Origin of the sequence: Ferrovum sp. JA12 (genome assembly GCF_001431705.1) — a bacterium.
Lineage (GTDB): Bacteria > Pseudomonadota > Gammaproteobacteria > Burkholderiales > Ferrovaceae > PN-J185.
Map to the genome: position 1 here is coordinate 679,758 of NZ_LJWX01000001.1, position 18,590 is coordinate 698,347.

16 protein-coding genes are annotated in these 18,590 nt (G+C 45.6%); 13 read left to right on the forward strand and 3 right to left on the reverse strand.

Annotated elements, in window-relative coordinates:
* Positions 1-114 precede the first annotated feature (114 nt).
* The 8 genes from carA (at position 115) to glmM (ending at position 10,136) form a co-directional block, all read left to right on the forward strand.
* Positions 115-1,251, forward strand: a complete 1,137-nt coding sequence (gene carA / locus FERRO_RS03645; protein ID WP_056929788.1) for a glutamine-hydrolyzing carbamoyl-phosphate synthase small subunit — start codon at positions 115-117, stop codon at positions 1,249-1,251.
* Between the two features lie 9 nt (positions 1,252-1,260).
* Positions 1,261-4,503 (forward strand): carbamoyl-phosphate synthase large subunit, encoded by a 3,243-nt coding sequence (carB, locus tag FERRO_RS03650; protein WP_056929494.1) that lies wholly within the window; start codon positions 1,261-1,263, stop codon positions 4,501-4,503.
* Between the two features lie 11 nt (positions 4,504-4,514).
* Entirely contained in the window at positions 4,515-4,991 is a 477-nt protein-coding gene (gene greA / locus FERRO_RS03655) for a transcription elongation factor GreA (RefSeq protein WP_056929495.1), read from the forward strand.
* Positions 4,975-5,304, forward strand: coding sequence for a YhbY family RNA-binding protein (locus FERRO_RS03660; protein WP_056929496.1), 330 nt, complete (start codon positions 4,975-4,977; stop codon positions 5,302-5,304). Before greA ends, FERRO_RS03660 begins: the two co-directional genes overlap by 17 nt.
* Entirely contained in the window at positions 5,282-5,941 is a 660-nt protein-coding gene (locus FERRO_RS03665) for an RlmE family RNA methyltransferase (protein WP_056929497.1), read from the forward strand. The genes FERRO_RS03660 and FERRO_RS03665 overlap by 23 nt, the downstream gene beginning before the upstream one ends.
* 77 nt (positions 5,942-6,018) lie before the next feature.
* Complete coding sequence (gene ftsH / locus FERRO_RS03670; protein WP_056929498.1) at positions 6,019-7,917, forward strand: ATP-dependent zinc metalloprotease FtsH; 1,899 nt, start codon at positions 6,019-6,021, stop codon at positions 7,915-7,917.
* A 57-nt stretch (positions 7,918-7,974) separates the two neighbouring features.
* Entirely contained in the window at positions 7,975-8,793 is an 819-nt protein-coding gene (gene folP, locus FERRO_RS03675; RefSeq protein WP_056929499.1) for a dihydropteroate synthase, read from the forward strand.
* A complete protein-coding gene (gene glmM / locus FERRO_RS03680) occupies positions 8,793-10,136 on the forward strand; it encodes a phosphoglucosamine mutase (RefSeq protein ID WP_056929500.1) in 1,344 nt (447 codons plus the stop codon). The genes folP and glmM overlap by 1 nt, the downstream gene beginning before the upstream one ends.
* A 9-nt stretch (positions 10,137-10,145) precedes the next feature.
* Here glmM and FERRO_RS03685 read toward each other — a convergent pair whose 3' ends face one another.
* Both FERRO_RS03685 and ppk1 read right to left on the reverse strand, forming a co-directional pair.
* On the reverse strand, positions 10,146-10,601 hold the full coding sequence (locus FERRO_RS03685; RefSeq protein ID WP_056929501.1) for a SixA phosphatase family protein: 456 nt from the start codon (positions 10,599-10,601) through the stop codon (positions 10,146-10,148).
* Positions 10,602-10,627: 26 nt separating this feature from the next.
* Complete coding sequence (gene ppk1, locus FERRO_RS03690; protein WP_056929502.1) at positions 10,628-12,712, reverse strand: polyphosphate kinase 1; 2,085 nt, start codon at positions 12,710-12,712, stop codon at positions 10,628-10,630.
* An 81-nt stretch (positions 12,713-12,793) separates the two neighbouring features.
* On the opposite strand from ppk1, the gene FERRO_RS03695 reads away from it, so the two are divergent.
* Positions 12,794-13,573 (forward strand): GNAT family N-acetyltransferase, encoded by a 780-nt coding sequence (locus tag FERRO_RS03695; protein WP_056929503.1) that lies wholly within the window; start codon positions 12,794-12,796, stop codon positions 13,571-13,573.
* A gap of 146 nt (positions 13,574-13,719) precedes the next feature.
* Here FERRO_RS03695 and FERRO_RS10510 read toward each other — a convergent pair whose 3' ends face one another.
* Positions 13,720-13,848, reverse strand: coding sequence for a hypothetical protein (locus FERRO_RS10510; RefSeq protein WP_275044303.1), 129 nt, complete (start codon positions 13,846-13,848; stop codon positions 13,720-13,722).
* A 189-nt stretch (positions 13,849-14,037) separates the two neighbouring features.
* On the opposite strand from FERRO_RS10510, the gene ppx reads away from it, so the two are divergent.
* From ppx to pstA, 4 genes are all read left to right on the forward strand, one after another.
* Positions 14,038-15,513 carry an exopolyphosphatase gene (gene ppx, locus FERRO_RS03700; RefSeq protein ID WP_056929504.1) on the forward strand — a complete coding sequence of 492 codons (1,476 nt, stop codon included), beginning with the start codon at positions 14,038-14,040 and terminating at the stop codon, positions 15,511-15,513.
* A gap of 94 nt (positions 15,514-15,607) precedes the next feature.
* Positions 15,608-16,642: a phosphate ABC transporter substrate-binding protein PstS gene (gene pstS, locus FERRO_RS03705; protein ID WP_056929505.1), complete on the forward strand. Its 1,035-nt coding sequence runs from the start codon at positions 15,608-15,610 to the stop codon at positions 16,640-16,642.
* Positions 16,643-16,712: 70 nt separating this feature from the next.
* A complete protein-coding gene (gene pstC / locus FERRO_RS03710) occupies positions 16,713-17,708 on the forward strand; it encodes a phosphate ABC transporter permease subunit PstC (RefSeq protein WP_082601166.1) in 996 nt (331 codons plus the stop codon).
* A gap of 1 nt (position 17,709) precedes the next feature.
* Positions 17,710-18,576, forward strand: a complete 867-nt coding sequence (gene pstA, locus FERRO_RS03715; protein WP_056929506.1) for a phosphate ABC transporter permease PstA — start codon at positions 17,710-17,712, stop codon at positions 18,574-18,576.
* Positions 18,577-18,590: the final 14 nt, after the last annotated feature.

Genomic DNA, 18,590 nt, shown 5'->3' on the forward strand with positions numbered 1-18,590 from the left:
TGGTAGAATTTTAACAATCGGAAACGGGAAGACGTGAACTAAAACGTCCTTCCCGTTTTTCATATCTAATCCCGTCTGGAGTTCATTGTCATGGTCTTGGATAGATCAAATAATATGACTGTGCCTGCTGTTTTAGTATTAGCAGATGGGTCGGTATTTCGTGGTGTGTCCATTGGTGCGGAAGGTGCTAGTGTAGGTGAGGTGGTGTTTAATACTGCCATGACAGGTTACCAGGAAGTTTTGACTGACCCCTCTTACGCTAAGCAAATGGTGACCTTAACCTATCCCCATATTGGTAATGTAGGGGTGAATGATGAGGATGCAGAATCCACCAGGGTATGGGCAGCTGGCTTAATTATTCGCGATCTACCTCGTTTATTGTCCAGCTTTAGAGCACAACAGTCATTGCCTGATTTCTTAAAAAATCAACATGTGGTAGCAATTGCTGGCGTGGATACACGTAAACTGACTCGCCTACTGAGAGAAAAAGGGGCTCAGTCAGGATGCTTGATGGCGGGGGATAATATAAATATTGAGGAGGCACTCCTCAAGGCGCAATCTTTTACAGGTCTTGCTGGTCTTGATTTAGCTAAGGTAGTGAGCATAAAAGAGCCCTATACATGGACCCAAAACGTGTGGCAGTTGGCAAGCCAACCTAAGCCTTTGGCCTCTGTCGCAGGGAAGTTTAAAGTGGTGGCTTACGATTTTGGCGTAAAACAAAATATCCTTCGTATGTTGGTTGAGCGCGGTTGTGAAGTAACGGTGGTGCCTGCGCAAACGTCAGCGACCCAGGCTTTGTCCTATAAGCCGGATGGTATTTTTCTGTCCAACGGTCCGGGAGACCCAGAGCCTTGTGACTACGCAATCGAAGCCATCAAAGAGTTTATTGCTCAGAAAGTTCCGTTGTTTGGTATTTGTTTGGGGCATCAACTGTTAGGCCTTGCCTCTGGCGCGAAGACCATGAAAATGAAGTTTGGTCACCATGGGGCCAACCATCCTGTGCAGGATTTAACCTCGGGTCGGGTGATGATCACTAGCCAAAACCATGGTTTTGCGGTGGATGCCACAACACTGCCTGATCATTGTCGGGTTACCCATGTGTCCTTGTTCGATCAGAGTTTGCAAGGTATTGCGCGCACCGATTGTCCCGCATTTAGTTTTCAAGGTCATCCGGAAGCCAGTCCAGGCCCTCACGAGGCTGCTTCTCTGTTTGATCATTTTATTGATTTGATGAAAGCCAACTCACCTTGAGATTGTGTTATGCCAAAAAGAACTGATATTCATTCGATTTTAATCATTGGTGCCGGCCCGATTGTGATTGGTCAGGCGTGTGAGTTTGATTACTCAGGCGCGCAGGCTTGTAAAGCTTTGCGGGAAGAGGGGTACCGGGTTGTTTTAGTGAATTCAAATCCTGCTACCATCATGACCGACCCTGAGATGGCGGATGTCACTTATATCGAGCCGATTCACTGGAAAACCATTGAAAAAATTATCGCTAAAGAAAAGCCCGATGCGCTACTGCCTACTATGGGTGGCCAGACAGCTTTAAATTGCGCTTTGGATTTAGCACGCGAGGGAGTTCTGGAGCGTTACCACGTGGAGATGATTGGTGCCCGTAAAGAGGCCATTGATAAGGCAGAGGACCGTGAAAAGTTTAAAGCGGCTATGACCCGTATTGGTTTAGCTACGCCCCGTTCCGCCATTGCGCATAGCATGGAGGAAGCTTTACAGGTTCAAGCCCTTGTGGGTTATCCGGCTATTATTCGGCCGTCCTTTACCATGGGCGGTAGCGGTGGTGGTATAGCTTACAATCATGAGGAGTTCGTGGCGATTTGTGAGCGGGGTCTTGATGCTTCACCCACCCGAGAGCTATTGGTGGAAGAGTCGGTCATCGGGTGGAAGGAATATGAAATGGAAGTTGTGCGTGACCGACAAGACAACTGCATTATTATCTGCTCCATTGAAAATTTGGACGCCATGGGTGTGCACACGGGGGACTCTATTACGGTGGCCCCTGCTCAGACCTTAACGGATAAAGAATATCAGATTATGCGGGATGCCTCTCTGGCAGTCTTAAGAGAGATTGGGGTGGAAACCGGCGGTTCTAATGTGCAGTTTGCGGTCAATCCTAAGGATGGACGAATGATCGTTATTGAGATGAATCCCCGCGTCTCACGCTCCTCTGCCTTGGCCTCAAAAGCCACCGGTTTTCCTATTGCTAAAGTGGCAGCTAAGCTTGCGGTAGGTTATACCTTAGATGAATTAAGTAACGACATTACGCAGGGAGCAACTCCGGCCTCTTTTGAGCCTGCAATTGATTATGTCGTCACTAAAATCCCTCGTTTTGCCTTTGAGAAATTTCCGCAGGCCAACGATCGACTCACAACGCAAATGAAATCTGTGGGAGAAGTGATGGCGATTGGCCGCTCTTTTCAAGAATCCTTGCAAAAAGCGCTACGCGGTTTAGAAACGGGAGCCCAAGGCTTAGATGATATGCCAGGTGAGATGGCCACCATTGAGGCTGAGATTGCGAACCCCGGTCCCTATCGCTTATGGTATGTGGGTCAGGCGATGCGCGAGGGCTTGAGTATCGAGGAAATTTATCGTCTAAGTCATATTGATCCTTGGTTCTTAGCTGAGATTGAGGATTTGATTGTTGAAGAGCAAAGAATTAAGCATGATCCTCAGGAGGCTCTTAGCCCGCTGACCCTGAAAAGATTAAAACGTAAAGGGTTTTCTGATCGTCGTATCGCATCGCTCATCAAGGGATCTGAAGAACAGGTTCGTCAAGCCCGTCACCAGCATCATATTCATCCTGTGTATAAAAGGGTGGATACCTGTGCTGCCGAATTTGCCACTGCTACCGCCTATTTATATTCTTCCTATGAGGAGGAATGTGAAGCTCATCCTAGTGAACGTAAAAAAATTATGGTACTGGGTGGAGGCCCTAACCGAATTGGCCAGGGGATCGAGTTTGATTATTGTTGTGTCCATGCGGCTCTAGCCTTACGTGAAGATGGTTATGAAACCATTATGGTGAACTGTAATCCGGAAACGGTTTCAACGGATTATGATACTTCCGATCGTCTTTATTTCGAACCCTTAACGCTTGAAGATGTATTGGAAATTGTCGCCATTGAAAAACCTGAAGGGGTTATTGTTCAGTTTGGTGGACAAACACCTTTAAAGCTTGCCAAGGGATTGGAGAGGATGGGAGTTCCTATTATTGGTACTCAACCTGACAGTATTGATCGTGCTGAAGACAGAAAACGTTTTCAGCAGTTGTTGCATGAACTAGGGTTAAAACAGCCCGATAATCGGACTGCTTTTCATCGTGAGAGCGCATTGAAGTTAGCGCAAGAATTAGGCTACCCGATTGTGGTGCGGCCCAGTTATGTACTGGGCGGTCGTGCCATGCAAATTGTGCACACTCAAGCAGACTTAGAAAAATACTTGCGTGAAGTCATTTCTGATACGGACGGAATGAACGGGGTGGCAGTGACAGAGGATTCCCCTATTTTATTAGACCGTTTTTTAAATGATGCCTTGGAAGTCGATGTGGATGCGGTCAGTGACGGCGAGAGTGTGATTATTGGGGGTATTATGGAGCACATCGAACAAGCGGGGGTTCACTCGGGTGACTCCGCCTGTTCGTTGCCACCCTTTAGTTTGAGTGAGGCTTTGCAGGATGAGTTACGTCGTCAAACTGTAGCCATGGCCAAAGCTTTGGGAGTGGTGGGATTGATGAACGTCCAATTCGCTATTCAAGGCGAGAGTGTGTATGTCTTAGAAGTTAATCCCCGTGCATCACGGACGGTTCCTTACGTGGCAAAAGCCACAGGACGTCAACTCGCTAAGATCGCTGCTCGTTGCATGGTGGGGCAGAGCTTGGCCTCACAAGGGGTGGTGAATGAAATTATTCCACCATATTACGCGGTGAAAGAAGCGGTTTTTCCTTTTATTAAATTCCCCGGCGTGGATACGATTTTAGGTCCTGAAATGAAATCCACTGGTGAAGTAATGGGTGTGGGGGTTACTTTTGCCGAAGCATTTTTAAAGTCGCAAATTGCCGCAGGAGTAAAATATCCCACCTCCGGCAAGGTGTTTTTGAGTGTTAAAAACATGGACAAAGCCAATGCGGTGGATGTGGCGAGACGCCTGTCAGCCCTTGGCTTTGTTTTGGTGGCCACCAAGGGGACTGCTCAGGCTCTTCATGGAGCAGGCATTGAGGCGATTTCAGTTAATAAGGTGGCGGAGGGTCGACCACATATTGTTGACATGATCAAAAATCGTGAGATTGATATGATTATTAATACGGTAGAAGAGCACTCTCGTGCGGTTCAAGACTCTTGGTCGATTCGAAATGCCGCTTTGCAGGGCAGAATTACTTATTACACCACCATTGCTGGCGCTAAGGCCGCTTGTTTGGGTATGGCTTTGGCGCAGACAGAGAATCTCGCTGTCTATGATTTACAAACATTACAACAATCTATAGTGAAGTAGGGAGTAACAGTATGAGCACCATTCCACTGACCGTAGTAGGGGCTGAGCGCTTAAAAGCGGAGTTGCATCGTTTAAAACATGTGGAGCGACCCAACGTCATTCAGGCTATTAGCGAAGCTCGTGCCCAGGGTGATTTGTCTGAGAATGCTGAATACGACGCAGCAAAGGAAAGACAATCATTTATAGAGGGTAGAATTATTGAGCTTGAAGCCAAACTATCTAATGCTCAAGTCATTGATCCTAAACTCTTAGATGCAGAAGGTCGCTGTGTGTTTGCCTCTACTGTGGATATTGAAGAATTATCCTCTGGTGAAAAGTTTACTTATCAGATAGTAGGAGAGGATGAAGCGGATATTAAAGAGAGCAAAGTATCCATTAGTTCTCCCATAGCACGGGCCTTAATTGGCAAGTACGCAGGTGATGTAGTTGAAGTTATCACTCCAGGAGGGGTGAAAGAATATGAAATCCTCGATGTCAGATACGTCTAAAGTGATTCCTAAGGGCCTTGTGGCACCACTCTTGAGTTCACAGCAGCGCTCATTGCTACGCGCTAGAGCACACGCTCTTAATCCGGTGATTTTATTGGGTCAGTCGGGACTCACTGAGGCGGTACTTTTAGAAACCCATCGCACCTTACTGGCTCACCCGTTGATTAAAATTAAACTTTCCAGTGATGATAAAGAGCAACGTGATCAATGGGCTTTAACCATTTGTCAGCGTCTAGGTGCTGCTTGGGTCCAGCAAGTGGGTAAAATCTTGGTTATTTACCGCCCTCTTAATGAAGCCGACGCGCACCAGTAAAGCGTGGATGCGTGAGCATGTCAACGATCCCTTTGTTAAAAAAGCAAAGCTGGAGGGATATCGCTCGCGAGCCTCCTATAAGCTCATGGAGATTGATGACCGTGATAAGTTATTGATGCCGGGTATGACGGTGGTGGATTTGGGAGCGACTCCCGGTGGTTGGTCGCAAGTGGCCAAGGAAAGATTGAAAGGTAAAGGACGCATCATAGCCATTGACATTTTACCTATGGATCCACTTGTTGGGGTGGATTTTTTACAGGGTGATTTTAATGATCCAGTGATTCGTCAAAAACTGATGGATAGCCTGCCTCAGCCTAAGGTTGACCTTGTTTTATCAGATTTAGCCCCCAATATAAGTGGTGTAGCCCTTTATGATCAGGCACGTGCAACAGAATTATGGGTTGCCGCATTGGAATTTGCTGTACAGAGTGTGAAACCAAATGGCCAGTTCTTAGTCAAAGTTTTTCATGGTATTGATTTTGAAGACTTTGTCAGGTTAATGCGCGCTGTTTTTGTGACGCTACAGACGCGTAAGCCCGCTGCGTCAAGGGATCGGTCTACGGAAGTGTATTTGTTGGGAAAAACCCTACGGGAGAATGCTCAAAGTGCTCTCGATAGGTATTTAGGGGCTGAATAATTCAGTTATTTAGTAGTACAATGGGTTAACGTGGGGATGTCCCACGGTAAATTTGCAATGTCTTGGAGGTTGCTGTCTTGAACAATATCTTCAAAAATGTGTTGGCTTGGGTTTTTGTTGGCGTCGTGCTCATGTTGCTTGTGAGCCAATTCCAGGGGCGATCAAATTCTGGAGAGGTGCTCTCCTATTCCGCATTTATTAATGAAATGAAAGCTGGTCATGTTAGCCGTGTAGTTATTGACGGCCATGCGCTGCGCGGTGAGAAAAGTGATGGTAAGTCTTTTACTACCTATACTCCCTCTGATCCATGGATGGTTAGTGATCTATTAAAGTATGGTGTCAATGTTTCCGCTAAACCGGAAGAAGAGCCTTCTTTATTCATGAACCTTCTCATGTCATGGTTCCCCATGTTGTTATTAATTGCCGTGTGGATTTTCTTCATGCGACAAATGCAAGGTGGTGGAAAAGGCGGGGCCTTTTCCTTTGGTAAAAGCCGGGCAAGAATGTTAGATGAAAACACCAACCCCGTTACTTTCGCTGATGTGGCTGGAGTAGATGAGGCCAAGGAAGAAGTGGGTGAGCTGGTCGAGTTTTTAAGAGATCCCAGTAAATTCCAAAAACTGGGTGGTCGCATACCCCGCGGTGTATTGATGGTGGGTAGTCCGGGAACGGGTAAAACTCTTTTAGCCCGAGCCATTGCTGGGGAGGCTAAAGTTCCTTTTTTCAGTATTTCTGGTTCTGATTTTGTGGAAATGTTCGTGGGTGTGGGCGCAGCACGGGTGCGTGACATGTTTGAACAAGCCAAGAAAAATGCTCCCTGTATCGTTTTTATTGATGAAATCGATGCTGTTGGTCGCCAACGGGGTGCAGGTTTGGGCGGGGGTAACGATGAGCGTGAACAAACGCTTAACCAATTGCTCGTTGAAATGGATGGATTTGAGGGAACGTCCGGTGTCATTATTATCGCGGCTACTAACCGGCCCGATGTATTGGATCCTGCCTTGTTAAGACCAGGACGTTTTGATCGGCAAGTGGTGGTGCCTTTGCCTGATATTCGTGGTCGCGAACAAATTCTCTTGGTACACATGCGTAAAGTGCCTATCGCGCCTGATGTCAAAGCTGACATTATTGCTCGCGGAACCCCCGGGTTCTCTGGAGCTGATTTAGCGAATCTCGTTAATGAGGCTGCCTTATTTGCTGCACGTTTCAACAAACGTTTAGTGGATATGGATGATTTTGAGCGAGCAAAAGATAAAATTATTATGGGTGCTGAACGTCGCTCCATGGTAATGCCTGAGGATGAACGTCGTAATACTGCTTATCATGAATCAGGTCATGCTGTGGTCGCTCGGTTACTTAATAAAACTGATCCTGTTCACAAGGTCACGATCATTCCTCGGGGGCGTGCACTCGGAGTAACTATGCAATTACCAGTTGAGGATCGCTACAGTATGAATCGCGAACAAATTTTACAGAATATTTCCGTACTATTTGGTGGGCGCATTGCTGAAGAAGTCTTTATGAACCAGATGACTACGGGAGCTAGCAATGATTTCGAGCGGGCTACTGATATGGCTCGCCGTATGGTGACCCAATGGGGGATGTCGGATATTTTAGGACCCATGGTGTATGGTGAGAATGAGGGTGAAGTTTTCTTGGGACGAAGTGTTACAACCCATAAAAATGTATCAGAGTCTACCATGCAAAAAGTGGATACTGAAATTAGACGCATTATTGACGAACAATATGCCCTAGCCCGTCGCCTAATTGAAAGTCATCGCGATAAAATTGAAGCCATGACCCATGCCTTGTTGGAATGGGAAACCATTGATTCAGAGCAGATTGAGGATATTATGGAAGGGCGTCCACCACGTCCTCCAAAGCCTACTGCTTCACAAAAATCACCGCCTCAAAATCCCACAGGGACATCGGGTGTTGCAGTCGCTCCCACCACACGTCCTGCGGAAGAAGTATAAGTTAAACTCAAACAATCCCGGTTTCACCGGGATTGTTTATTTATTTTTGTATCATTCATGTCTTCATTCCCCCTCAATTCCTTGCCTAAAATCATGGGTATTGTGAATGTCACGCCAGACTCGTTTTCTGATGGCGGGCAGTTTAATACTCTTGATCGAGCCATCAGTCATGCCCATCAATTAATTGCTGAGGGCGCAACCCTCTTAGATATAGGTGGTGAATCCACGAGACCTGGGGCTTCGCCGGTTAGTATCGACGAGGAAATTCGTCGAGTATTGCCTGTCGTCAAAGCATTAAAGGGTTGCGGTGCGGCCCTGTCAGTGGACACCAGGCATCATGAGGTCATGGCCAGAGTTTTGCAATATGACGTGAATATGATTAACGATGTGAGTGCACTCAGCCATCCTCTGGCCATACAATATTGCCAAGAGGCTAAGGTGGAGGTGTGCATTATGCATATGCAGGGCGACCCTCGAAATATGCAAAATCAGCCACACTATATCAATGTGGTGGATGAAGTGTATACCTTTTTGCAAAATAAAATCAGCGAGTTGACGGCGGCGGGGATAAATCAAGATAAAATCTATATTGATCCGGGTTTTGGTTTTGGTAAAACTGTGGAGCACAACGTAAGTTTAATGCATGCACTGCCACGTTTTAAGGACTTGGGTTGCCCAATGTTAATTGGTGTATCACGTAAAACCTTTTTAGGTAAGCTCACTCATACAGCGGTCCATGAGCGGTTAGTTCCCAGTGTGGTGGCGGCTCTTTGGACTGCCCTGTGTGGCGCTAAAATACTACGTGTCCATGATGTGAAAGAAACCAACCAAGCCTTACTGCTGTGGCAGGCCATCACACAAGGAGTGGCAACATAATGGCAAGACAATATTTTGGTACAGATGGTATTCGTGGACGAGTTGGGGTGACGCCTATTACCCCCGAGTTTGTATTGCGTTTAGGTTTTGCTGCTGGGAAAGTGTTGACGCAATCCTATCACTCTGCCACCACTCGTCCACGGGTGGTTATTGGAAAAGATACCCGTGTGTCAGGATATATGTTGGAGTCAGCACTGGAGGCTGGATTATCTGCTGCGGGAGTGGATGTACTTTTGGTGGGGCCTATGCCAACGCCTGCGGTGGCTTACTTAACAAAGGCACTACGATTACAGGCGGGCATCATGATTAGCGCCTCCCATAATCCTTATCCTGATAATGGCATTAAATTCTTCTCGGAACAGGGCACCAAACTTGCTGATGGGGTCGAGATGGCCATTGAGGAAGAATTACTAAAGTCTTTTACCTGTCTTGAGTCTCAGTATCTTGGTCGAGTAAAACGTATTGATGATGCCCCAGGACGTTATATTGAATTTTGTAAGAGTACCTTTCCTAGTCAGCTTGATTTGAAGGGGTTAAAGCTAGTGGTGGATTGCGCCCATGGCGCCACTTATCATGTGGCTCCTTTGGTGTTTCATGAATTGGGGGCAGAAGTCATTACAATGGGTAATCAGCCCAATGGGCTAAATATTAACGATGGGGTGGGAGCCACTGATCCCCACGCCTTACAACAAAAAGTACTGCTCGAACAAGCTGACCTTGGTATCGCCTTAGATGGCGATGGCGACCGTTTGATCATGGTGGATCAACAGGGGCGAATTTACGATGGTGATGAATTACTGTTTGCCATAGTCAAAGATCAATTGGTTCGCCACGTTTTTGCAGGAGGGGTAGTGGGTACCTTGATGACTAATCTCGCCGTGGAGAATGCTTTTGTCCAGCTTGGGGTACCTTTTTATCGGGCTAAGGTGGGGGATCGCTATGTTCTTGAAGCACTGCTTGAGCGTGGCTGGATGTATGGTGGCGAGAACTCTGGTCATATTTTATGTCTAGATAAACATAGTACTGGCGATGGGATTGTTTCTGCCCTTCAAGTGCTCGCTGCTCTGACATATCAAAATGCTAGCCTGTCTCAATGGTTGGGTAAGTTAACACTCTATCCACAGAAATTAATTAATGTCCCTACCCCGCAGGGGTTTAAGTTAACCGAGGAGGCCGCTGTGTGGACAGTGGTGAAAGAGGCCGAACAGGATTTAGCGCAACAGGGGAGGGTGTTATTACGTTCCTCTGGCACAGAGCCGGTGATTAGAGTCATGGTCGAGGGTCAGGATGTTGATCGCGTCAATCATTGGGCTGATACCATCGCCAAACAATTGGTAGCATAGCTTTGAGCGTTATACCATGTCGGGGTTTAATACCGCACGTAACACCACTTGCGGTGAATCACGGCGCTCTCTGTAGGTTAGCCACCAGATAGCCCCTTTTTTAATACTCCAAGAATCTTTTTGTCCAGCAATCAGTAATGAGGCCACTTGTCCTAGGGTGGGTTGGTGTCCCACTATAATGACAGGAAGCGGTGAGTGGGGCCATTGGCTAGCTTTAATAATATCCTCGGCACTGCCTCCAACTGCCAATAAGCGGTTAGTTTCAAAATGCTCACTCAACGCTCTGGCAGTACTTTGTGTGCGCAGTGCAGGGCTGACAATTAGCCGGTAGTGTTGTTGTGGTAAAGATAGTTTTAACCAATTAGCCACTCGTGTGGCCTGATCCACTCCCTTAGCGCTAAGTGGCCTCAGGTGATCGGGAGAGCTGTCAACGGCATCAGCGTGGCGCCATAAAATTAAATCCATGTATTACTCCATAGGAATGAAGACGGTCATGATGCCTTACTGTCCTGATAACGATTTAATAGATATTCATGAACATTAAAACCTGAGCCACTGCGGGGTCGACGTAAGTGATAGCTGCCATCACTGTCCATTTGCCAGGCACGTAATGTATCGCGCAGGTAAGGTTTTAATCCTTCACTAATTACCCGCCTTTTAATACTAGAGTCTAGAATTGGGACACATACCTCAATGCGTCTAAAGAAATTTCTTTCCATCCAGTCTGCACTTGAAATATAAACACTTTCTTTGGCATCGTTATAAAAGTAAAAGATACGATGATGCTCTAAAAAGCGACCAATAATAGAAAACACTCGAATATGGTCAGATAAATTCTTAACACCAGGGCGTAATAGACATACCCCGCGAACAATTAAATCCACCTTTACCCCCGCCAGTGAGGCCTCGTAGAGAGCGCTGATGATTAAGGGTTCGGTTAGTGAGTTCATCTTGGCAATAATGTGGCTGGGGCGACCTTGGGAAGCAATTTTTATTTCATGTTGAATGGCATTCATGAGTTCTGAATGCAGTGTAAAGGGAGATTGGGCGAGATGCTTTAAGGGAGCATGTTTACCTAGTCCTGTGATTTGTAAGAACACCTCATTAACGTCACTGGTGATTCCTTCATGGCTAGTGAGCAAACCAAAATCAGTATAAATTTTAGTGGTTTTTGAGTGGTAGTTACCGGTTCCCAAATGCACATAGCGTTTTAATTGACCGTTTTCTCGACGAATCACTAGGGCCATTTTTGCATGGGTTTTAAAACCATATACGCCGTACACCACGTGTGCCCCAGCTTCCTCTAATTTAGCCGCCCAATTAATATTGGCTTCCTCATCAAAGCGCGCAAGAAGCTCCACTACTACGGTCACTTCTTTACCTTGATGAGCGGCATCAATTAAGGCATCGATCAGTTCAGAGTCAGTCCCTGCACGATAAACGGTTTGCTTGATCGCTAATACTTGAGGATCGTTGGCGGCTTGAGCGATAAAATCAACCACTGATGAAAAGGATTGAAAAGGATGGTGGAGCAAAATATCTTTTTTTCTCAGCGAAGCAAAAATATCTTGGTTTTTACCGGCGAGTTCTTTAGGGTGGTTTTGTTTGAATCGTGGAAAACGAAGGTCAGGGCGATCCACCATGTCAGCTACTTGCATGAGGCGCACTAAATTAACTGGACCATTCACTCGGTAGAGATCACGGTGGGATAAGTTAAAGGTGTTCAATAAAAATTGTGCCATGTCCTCTGAGCAGTTTTCTGCCACTTCCAAGCGAACTTCATCGCCGAATTGTCGATGGCTAAGCTCCCCCTCTAAGGCTAAGCGTAAATTTTTAGCATCTTCTTCTTCAAGAAATAATTCGCTGTTACGGGTGACTCGAAACTGGTAACAACCATTGATAGTCATGCCTTGAAACAACTCACCAACGTTTGCATGTAACACAGAAGAGAGAAAAATGAAGCCATAGGGACAGCCGGCAATTTTTTCTGGGAGGCGAATAAAACGTGGCAGCGAACGAGGTGCTTGAACCACGGCATGGGTAGCATTTCTCCCAAAGGCGTCAATCCCACTGAGTTCTACAGCAAAGTTTAAACTTTTATTAAGGATACGTGGGAAAGGGTGGGCAGGATCTAAACCTATTGGTGTTAATACAGGAAAGATCTCGCGAAAGAAGTAATCCCTTGCCCATGTTTTTTGCTCATCAGTCCATTTACCGCGACGATGAAAGCAAATGCCTTCTTGCGCCAAGCGTGGTAAAATAATGTTATTGAGTAATTCGTATTGTTCGTCAATTAAAGCATGAGCCTTTTGGCTAACCAGTTCATAAACCTGCTGGGGTGACAAGCCGTCAGGACCCGATGAGGTGATTCCCTGATTGATTTGCTCTTTTAAGCCTGCTACACGTATTTCAAAGAATTCATCTAGGTTGCTACTCACAATACACAGATAACGAAGGCGCTCAAGTAAGGGTGTCTTTTCATTTTGTGCCATGTAAAGCACCCGTCGATTAAAGGCCAAGAGACTTAATTCACGATTTAAAAATTGTTTTTGTGAGGGGTTGGTTGGGTTTTTCATAAAAGTTTAATAAAAGCTTAACGTTTTAGTAAAGGCAAAGTTACATATTAACCCTACAAACATGACAAAAGGACGTCATTAATGTTTCAAATTGAAAAAAATTTAGCTACCCCTAAACAGCCCCGATTGGTATTTCAGTATGCACGCTCTGAGGCAGACATTCGTGCTGTTCAAAAATTACGTTGGCGCGTATTTGCTGAAGAGATGGGAGCTTGTTTGAATAGCCCAGAACCAGGTCTAGATATTGATCGCTTTGATGCATTATGTGATCACTTGTTGGCACGCGATACGCGAACCAATGAGGTGGTAGGTACCTACCGTATTTTAAATGCTAACCAAGCCGAGAAAGCGGGCGGTTTTTACTCGGATACAGAATTTGATTTAACACGTTTGTCCTATTTGCGCGATCGTGTGATGGAGGTAGGGCGCGCTTGTGTTCATCCAGATTATCGCAGCGGAGCCACCATTGCTGTGCTTTGGTCAGGTTTGGCGGACTATATTAAATCTCATCAAGTACAATATTTAATGGGTTGTGCAAGCATCAGTATGATAGATGGTGGTTACGCGGCAGCTAATATTTATCGGCAATTAGCAGATAATCATTTGGCGCCTATTGAATGGCGTGTTTTTCCTAAATGTGCTTTGCCTCTAGAGCGTCTTGAGGTAGCTGGTTTAGTTAAAGCAGAAGTTCCCCCTTTGATTAAAGCTTATTTACGTGTGGGGGCCTATGTGTGTGGTGAACCTGCTTGGGATCCTGATTTTAATACCGCAGATTGCTTATTATTGTTACCTACGGCGTTTATGGATCACCGTTACTCACGCCATTTTATGAAGCAATCGGTTGCCGAAAAATTACTGTAATTCTGAGAAAGATCCTTTGACGAACTCGGCGATCTCATTTATGGCGTGCTCATCCATGGGCGCGCCAATGCCCCCGTTTGAGCCTTTGTACAAACGATCGCCCGAACTCGATGTCACACTCGTCGGTGCGCACGGTGGGTATGTCTTTACTTAAGTACCGTCTTGCCAACTTGTGTGCTGGTAGCGAGCTGTACGAAGTCGCTGTGTCGCAAACAGTATAGCTTAACGGCGATGATGCGCTCATCAAGCGTGAGATTGTCCCATTGTGTACTCATGACTATCTCCTAGGTTATGCGTGTGTCAAGTGATGCACGATATGATTAGTTACCGATGAGATGGCTTACTGAGCTATCTCATTTTTTTGAGTCAAATTTTCTTTACTTGGGTTTTAGTTGAGAATAAATTGCCATAGTTCGCTGTGTTATTTGATAGACTATGGCTTTTGTATAGATACAAAGTGAGTTATGCCTCATTCAGTGATTGCGGCCATTGACCTTGGTTCGAACAGTTTTAGATTGGAAGTGGCACGGGTAATTAACGGCCAACTCTATACTCTTGATGCCTTAAAAGAAACGATTCGTTTGGCGGCGGGATTAAAAAAAGATAAAACCCTCGATCAACCCTCCCAGCAGCGGGCGCTTAACTGCTTAAAACGGTTTTCAGAGCGCATTAGGGGTTTACCTAGTAACGCAGTACGCGTAGTGGGGACCAATACCCTCCGAGTAGCTAAAAATGCGCAACAGTTTCTACAGCAGGCAGAGGCGATTTTGGGTGTGCCTATTGAAATTATTGCCGGTCATGAGGAAGCGCGCCTTATTTATATTGGCGTCTCTCATTTTTTACCCCGTACCAACGAAAGACGTTTAGTGGTTGACATTGGTGGAGGCTCAACAGAATTTATTATTGGCCAACGTTTTCGTCCTTTGGTGGTAGAAAGTCTTTACATGGGCTGCGTGACTTACTCAGCAAGATTCTTTCCTGGTGGTAAGGTCAGTCAAAAGGCCTTTAAGCTGGCAGAATTAACGGCTGCCACAGAATGTCAGATACTGAAAAAGCAGTTTTCCTCGCGTCATTGGCAATTGGCTGTGGGATCCTCCGGGACAGCTAAGGCGCTCACAGAATTACTTGAACAAAATGGTTATCCAGCAGGGGTGATTACCCTTGATGGGCTCGAGTTTCTTAAAACATGCTTAATTGAAGTGGGTAATACCCATCAACTCAAGCTGCCAGGATTGAAAATAGATCGTATTCCAGTTTTAGCGGGTGGCCTCGCTATTATGTTGACTATTTTCAAGGAACTCAACATCACACAAATGAGTACCACTGATTGCGGTTTACGGGAAGGGGTGCTCTATGAAATGCTTGGGCGCATTGAGCACCAAGATGATATTCGCGTGGTGACAGTCAATGAGTTCTCGCAACGCTATCACACGGACCACGCGCAAGCGGAGCGGGTCAAGTTGTTAGCCTTAAAATTATTTAAACAACTGGTAGATAAGGACAATTTTCAGCGTTACTCCCTCTATTTGTCGTGGGCGGCGCAATTGCATGAAATTGGACTGTCCATCGCCCATGCAGGATTCCATCGTCACGCTGCTTACATTATTGATAATGCCGATATGCCGGGTTTTTCTAAACAAGAGCAGGCCATTGTGGGGGGGTTATTGCAAGCACAACGTGGCCGTCTCAATAAGGTGGTACCACGGGTCACTAATGAGATTGGTTGGGCAATGATACTTGCTTTGCGTTTAGCTGTGCTCATTCATCGCGATCGTCATCAATTGGCCGTTCCTAAGATGACACTAATTACCCTAAATCGTGGCTACATGCTCAAGATCAGCTCCCGTTGGTTGCAACGCAATCCCTTGAGCGCAGCCAATCTTGAGATGGAATCGCAACATTGGCGTGATTTGGGTCGGTTGTTGGTGGTCGATAAATAACGTGAACGAGTCGGTTTCGTCATGAAAATGTCACAAACTGACTGTAATCTATCAAGAGTTATCTATTTTTATCTTTGATTGGAGCGTTTTGAATATGTCAAAAACCTTATCTAGAATGTTAGCAACGCTGGGCATGATGTCCTTTGCATTGGCTGCCTCGGCAACCAATATCACCGGTGCTGGCGCCACATTTCCCTACCCAATTTATGCAAAATGGGCCGAGGCTTACAAAACCAAAACAGGCGTTGGTTTGAATTATCAATCCATTGGTTCGGGTGGGGGAATTAAACAAATTGAAGCGAAAACCGTTGATTTCGGCGCTTCGGATAAACCTTTGGAAAAAGCAGATTTAGAAAAAAATGGCTTAATTCAGTGGCCAATGGTTATCGGTGGTGTTGTTCCAGTGATTAACGTTAAGGGTATTAAGCCGGGTGAATTAAAATTAACTGGTGAAGTGTTGGCTAATATCTACTTGGGAACCGTAAAAAAATGGAATGATCCTGCTATTGCCGCCTTAAATAAAGGAGTAGCGTTACCCAATGAAGATATCGTTGTGGTCTCCCGTTCTGACGGTTCAGGAACCACTTTCAACTACACCAATTATCTCGTTAAAGTTAGCGAGGCATGGAAAGCCAAAGTAGGCAGCAGCACTTCTGTTAAATGGCCTGTTGGCATTAGCGGTAAGGGTAATGAAGGGGTGGCTTCTTACGTTAAACAGCAAGATGGCTCTATTGGTTATGTTGAATACGCTTATGGCTTGCAAAATAAAATGACTTATGTTGTTATGAAAAACAAAGACGGTCGTTTTGTTAGTCCTGAAAGCAAGAGCTTTGCCGCTGCAGCAGCAAATGCCCATTGGGTGGCTGAAGAAGGTTTCCATGAGATTTTAACTGATGAACCAGGAAAAGATTCATGGCCAATCACCGCCGCTACTTTTATTTTAATGCACAAAGTTCAGGAAAAGCCTGAGAATGCAAAAGCTGCCCTCAAGTTTTTCAGCTGGGCATATAATAATGGAGCAAAGGCCGCTTTATCACTTGACTATATTCCAATGCCTAAATCTGTGGTGAAACAGGTTGAAGAGTCTTGGAAAAATATTAAAGATACTTCTGGTAAATCTATTTACTAAAAGTGTTTGGTATCAGTCGGTATGGGCTGTTTTTGAGGAAACAGGGTTAATAAAATGCAGTAAAAATAATATGAAATTAAACGAATCCCCATTACAGCCAACCTTACCAATTCTCAACCGCTCCTCAAAGGAGCGGTTGTATCGCTTTGGCGATATGGTTTTTGAAAACCTCACTCGTTTGTTTGCGTTGTTAGTTTTACTCACCCTAGTGGCTATTTTAGTCTCCTTGGTGGTGACTAGCATGCCCTCCATCAAGGCCTTTGGTTTAGGCTTTTTATTCTCTGATGATTGGGACCCCGTGCAAGAGAAGTTTGGCGCTTTAGTGCAGATTTATGGCACCTTGGTGAGTTCTGCGATAGCCATGGTGATCGCCTTACCCATTAGTTTTGGTATTTCTATTTTTCTCACCGAAATGTCTCCCAAATGGTTGAGACGTCCTCTAGGTACGGCCATAGAGTTGTTGGCTGCCATCCCTAGTATTATCTATGGAATGTGGGGTTTGTTTGTTTTTGCCCCGATTTTTCAAAAAACAGTACAACCTTTATTGAAGGAGGCCTTTGGTCAGATTCCTGGGTTAGCTTTCCTGTTTTCAGGCCCACCTATTGGCATTGGCATGTTAGCGGCAGGGATTATATTGGCCATCATGATTATTCCTTTTATTACTGCTGTGATGCGCGATGTGTTTGAATTGGTGCCTGTCGTTTTAAAAGAGTCAGCCTATGGACTGGGGTCCACTACCTGGGAAGTTATCTGGCGAGTGGTGTTGCCTTATACTAGAGCTGGCGTGGTAGGCGGTGTTATGCTGGGTTTGGGGCGAGCGCTAGGGGAAACCATGGCAGTTACCTTTGTGATAGGGAATGCGCAGCGCTTACAAACCTCCTTATTGGCACCCGGCAATAGTATTGCCTCCTCTCTCGCTAATGAGTTTCAAGAGGCGGTGGGAACTCTTTATACTTCCTCCTTGATTGAATTGGGTTTAATTTTGTTTTTTATTACTACGGTAGTGCTGGCCCTTGCCAAATGGATGTTACTGCGCATGAACCGTTTAGAGGGAACGAAGAGCTAATATGCAAAAACATCTGAGTATTACTTCACGTAAAATCTATCGACGCCGTCGTTATGTGAATAACTTTAATATGTTTGCCTCTGCCCTTGCTATGGCTTTTGGTTTATTTTGGTTAACATGGATTTTAGCTACCCTATTCATAAAAGGGATGGGTGCCATCAACTGGCAAATGTTTACTTCCTCTACCCCTCCTCCTGGTGAAATGGGTGGGTTACTCAATGCAATGATAGGCAGTGTGTTGATGGCAGGTCTTGGCACCTTAGTGGGTACTCCAGTTGGTATTTTGGCGGGGACTTATCTGGCTGAATACGGTCGCAATAATTGGTTATCTTCTGCGACCCGTTTTATTAACGATATTTTACTCAGCGCCCCCTCCATTGTTTTGGGTTTGTTTATTTACTCTGTTTATGTTGCCAAGGTAGGACATTTTTCAGGGTTTGCGGGTGGTTTTGCCTTGTCACTGATTGTCATTCCGGTGGTAGTCAGAACCACGGACGATATGCTGAAACTGGTTCCTGACAGTTTACGAGAGGCGGCCATTGCTTTGGGGGCGCCAAAATGGAAGATGATTACTATGGTGTCCTATCGTGCGGCTCGGGCGGGGATAGCAACGGGGATACTGTTGGCCGTAGCTCGGATTAGTGGTGAAACTGCCCCCCTACTCTTTACCGCATTAAACAACCAGTTTTTTTCACTCAATATGAATGAACCCATGGCAAATTTACCTGTGGTCATTTTTCAGTTCGCCATGAGTCCCTATGATGACTGGCATCAATTAGCTTGGGGTGGGGCAATTTTAATCACCTTTAGCGTATTATTATTAAATATCTTAGCGCGTGTTTTTTTTCGTCAAAAGACTCATGGCTAGTTTTAAATAGGTGT

Coding starts and splice junctions, on each gene's coding strand:
- carA (WP_056929788.1), top strand. CDS start 115: ATGACTGTGCCTGCTGTTTTAGTATTAGCAGATGGGTCGGTATTTCGT.
- carB (WP_056929494.1), top strand. CDS start 1,261: ATGCCAAAAAGAACTGATATTCATTCGATTTTAATCATTGGTGCCGGC.
- greA (WP_056929495.1), top strand. CDS start 4,515: ATGAGCACCATTCCACTGACCGTAGTAGGGGCTGAGCGCTTAAAAGCG.
- FERRO_RS03660 (WP_056929496.1), top strand. CDS start 4,975: ATGTCAGATACGTCTAAAGTGATTCCTAAGGGCCTTGTGGCACCACTC.
- FERRO_RS03665 (WP_056929497.1), top strand. CDS start 5,282: ATGAAGCCGACGCGCACCAGTAAAGCGTGGATGCGTGAGCATGTCAAC.
- folP (WP_056929499.1), top strand. CDS start 7,975: ATGTCTTCATTCCCCCTCAATTCCTTGCCTAAAATCATGGGTATTGTG.
- glmM (WP_056929500.1), top strand. CDS start 8,793: ATGGCAAGACAATATTTTGGTACAGATGGTATTCGTGGACGAGTTGGG.
- FERRO_RS03685 (WP_056929501.1), bottom strand. CDS start 10,601: ATGGATTTAATTTTATGGCGCCACGCTGATGCCGTTGACAGCTCTCCC.
- ppk1 (WP_056929502.1), bottom strand. CDS start 12,712: ATGAAAAACCCAACCAACCCCTCACAAAAACAATTTTTAAATCGTGAA.
- FERRO_RS03695 (WP_056929503.1), top strand. CDS start 12,794: ATGTTTCAAATTGAAAAAAATTTAGCTACCCCTAAACAGCCCCGATTG.
- FERRO_RS10510 (WP_275044303.1), bottom strand. CDS start 13,848: ATGAGTACACAATGGGACAATCTCACGCTTGATGAGCGCATCATCGCC.
- ppx (WP_056929504.1), top strand. CDS start 14,038: ATGCCTCATTCAGTGATTGCGGCCATTGACCTTGGTTCGAACAGTTTT.
- pstS (WP_056929505.1), top strand. CDS start 15,608: ATGTCAAAAACCTTATCTAGAATGTTAGCAACGCTGGGCATGATGTCC.
- pstC (WP_082601166.1), top strand. CDS start 16,713: ATGAAATTAAACGAATCCCCATTACAGCCAACCTTACCAATTCTCAAC.
- pstA (WP_056929506.1), top strand. CDS start 17,710: ATGCAAAAACATCTGAGTATTACTTCACGTAAAATCTATCGACGCCGT.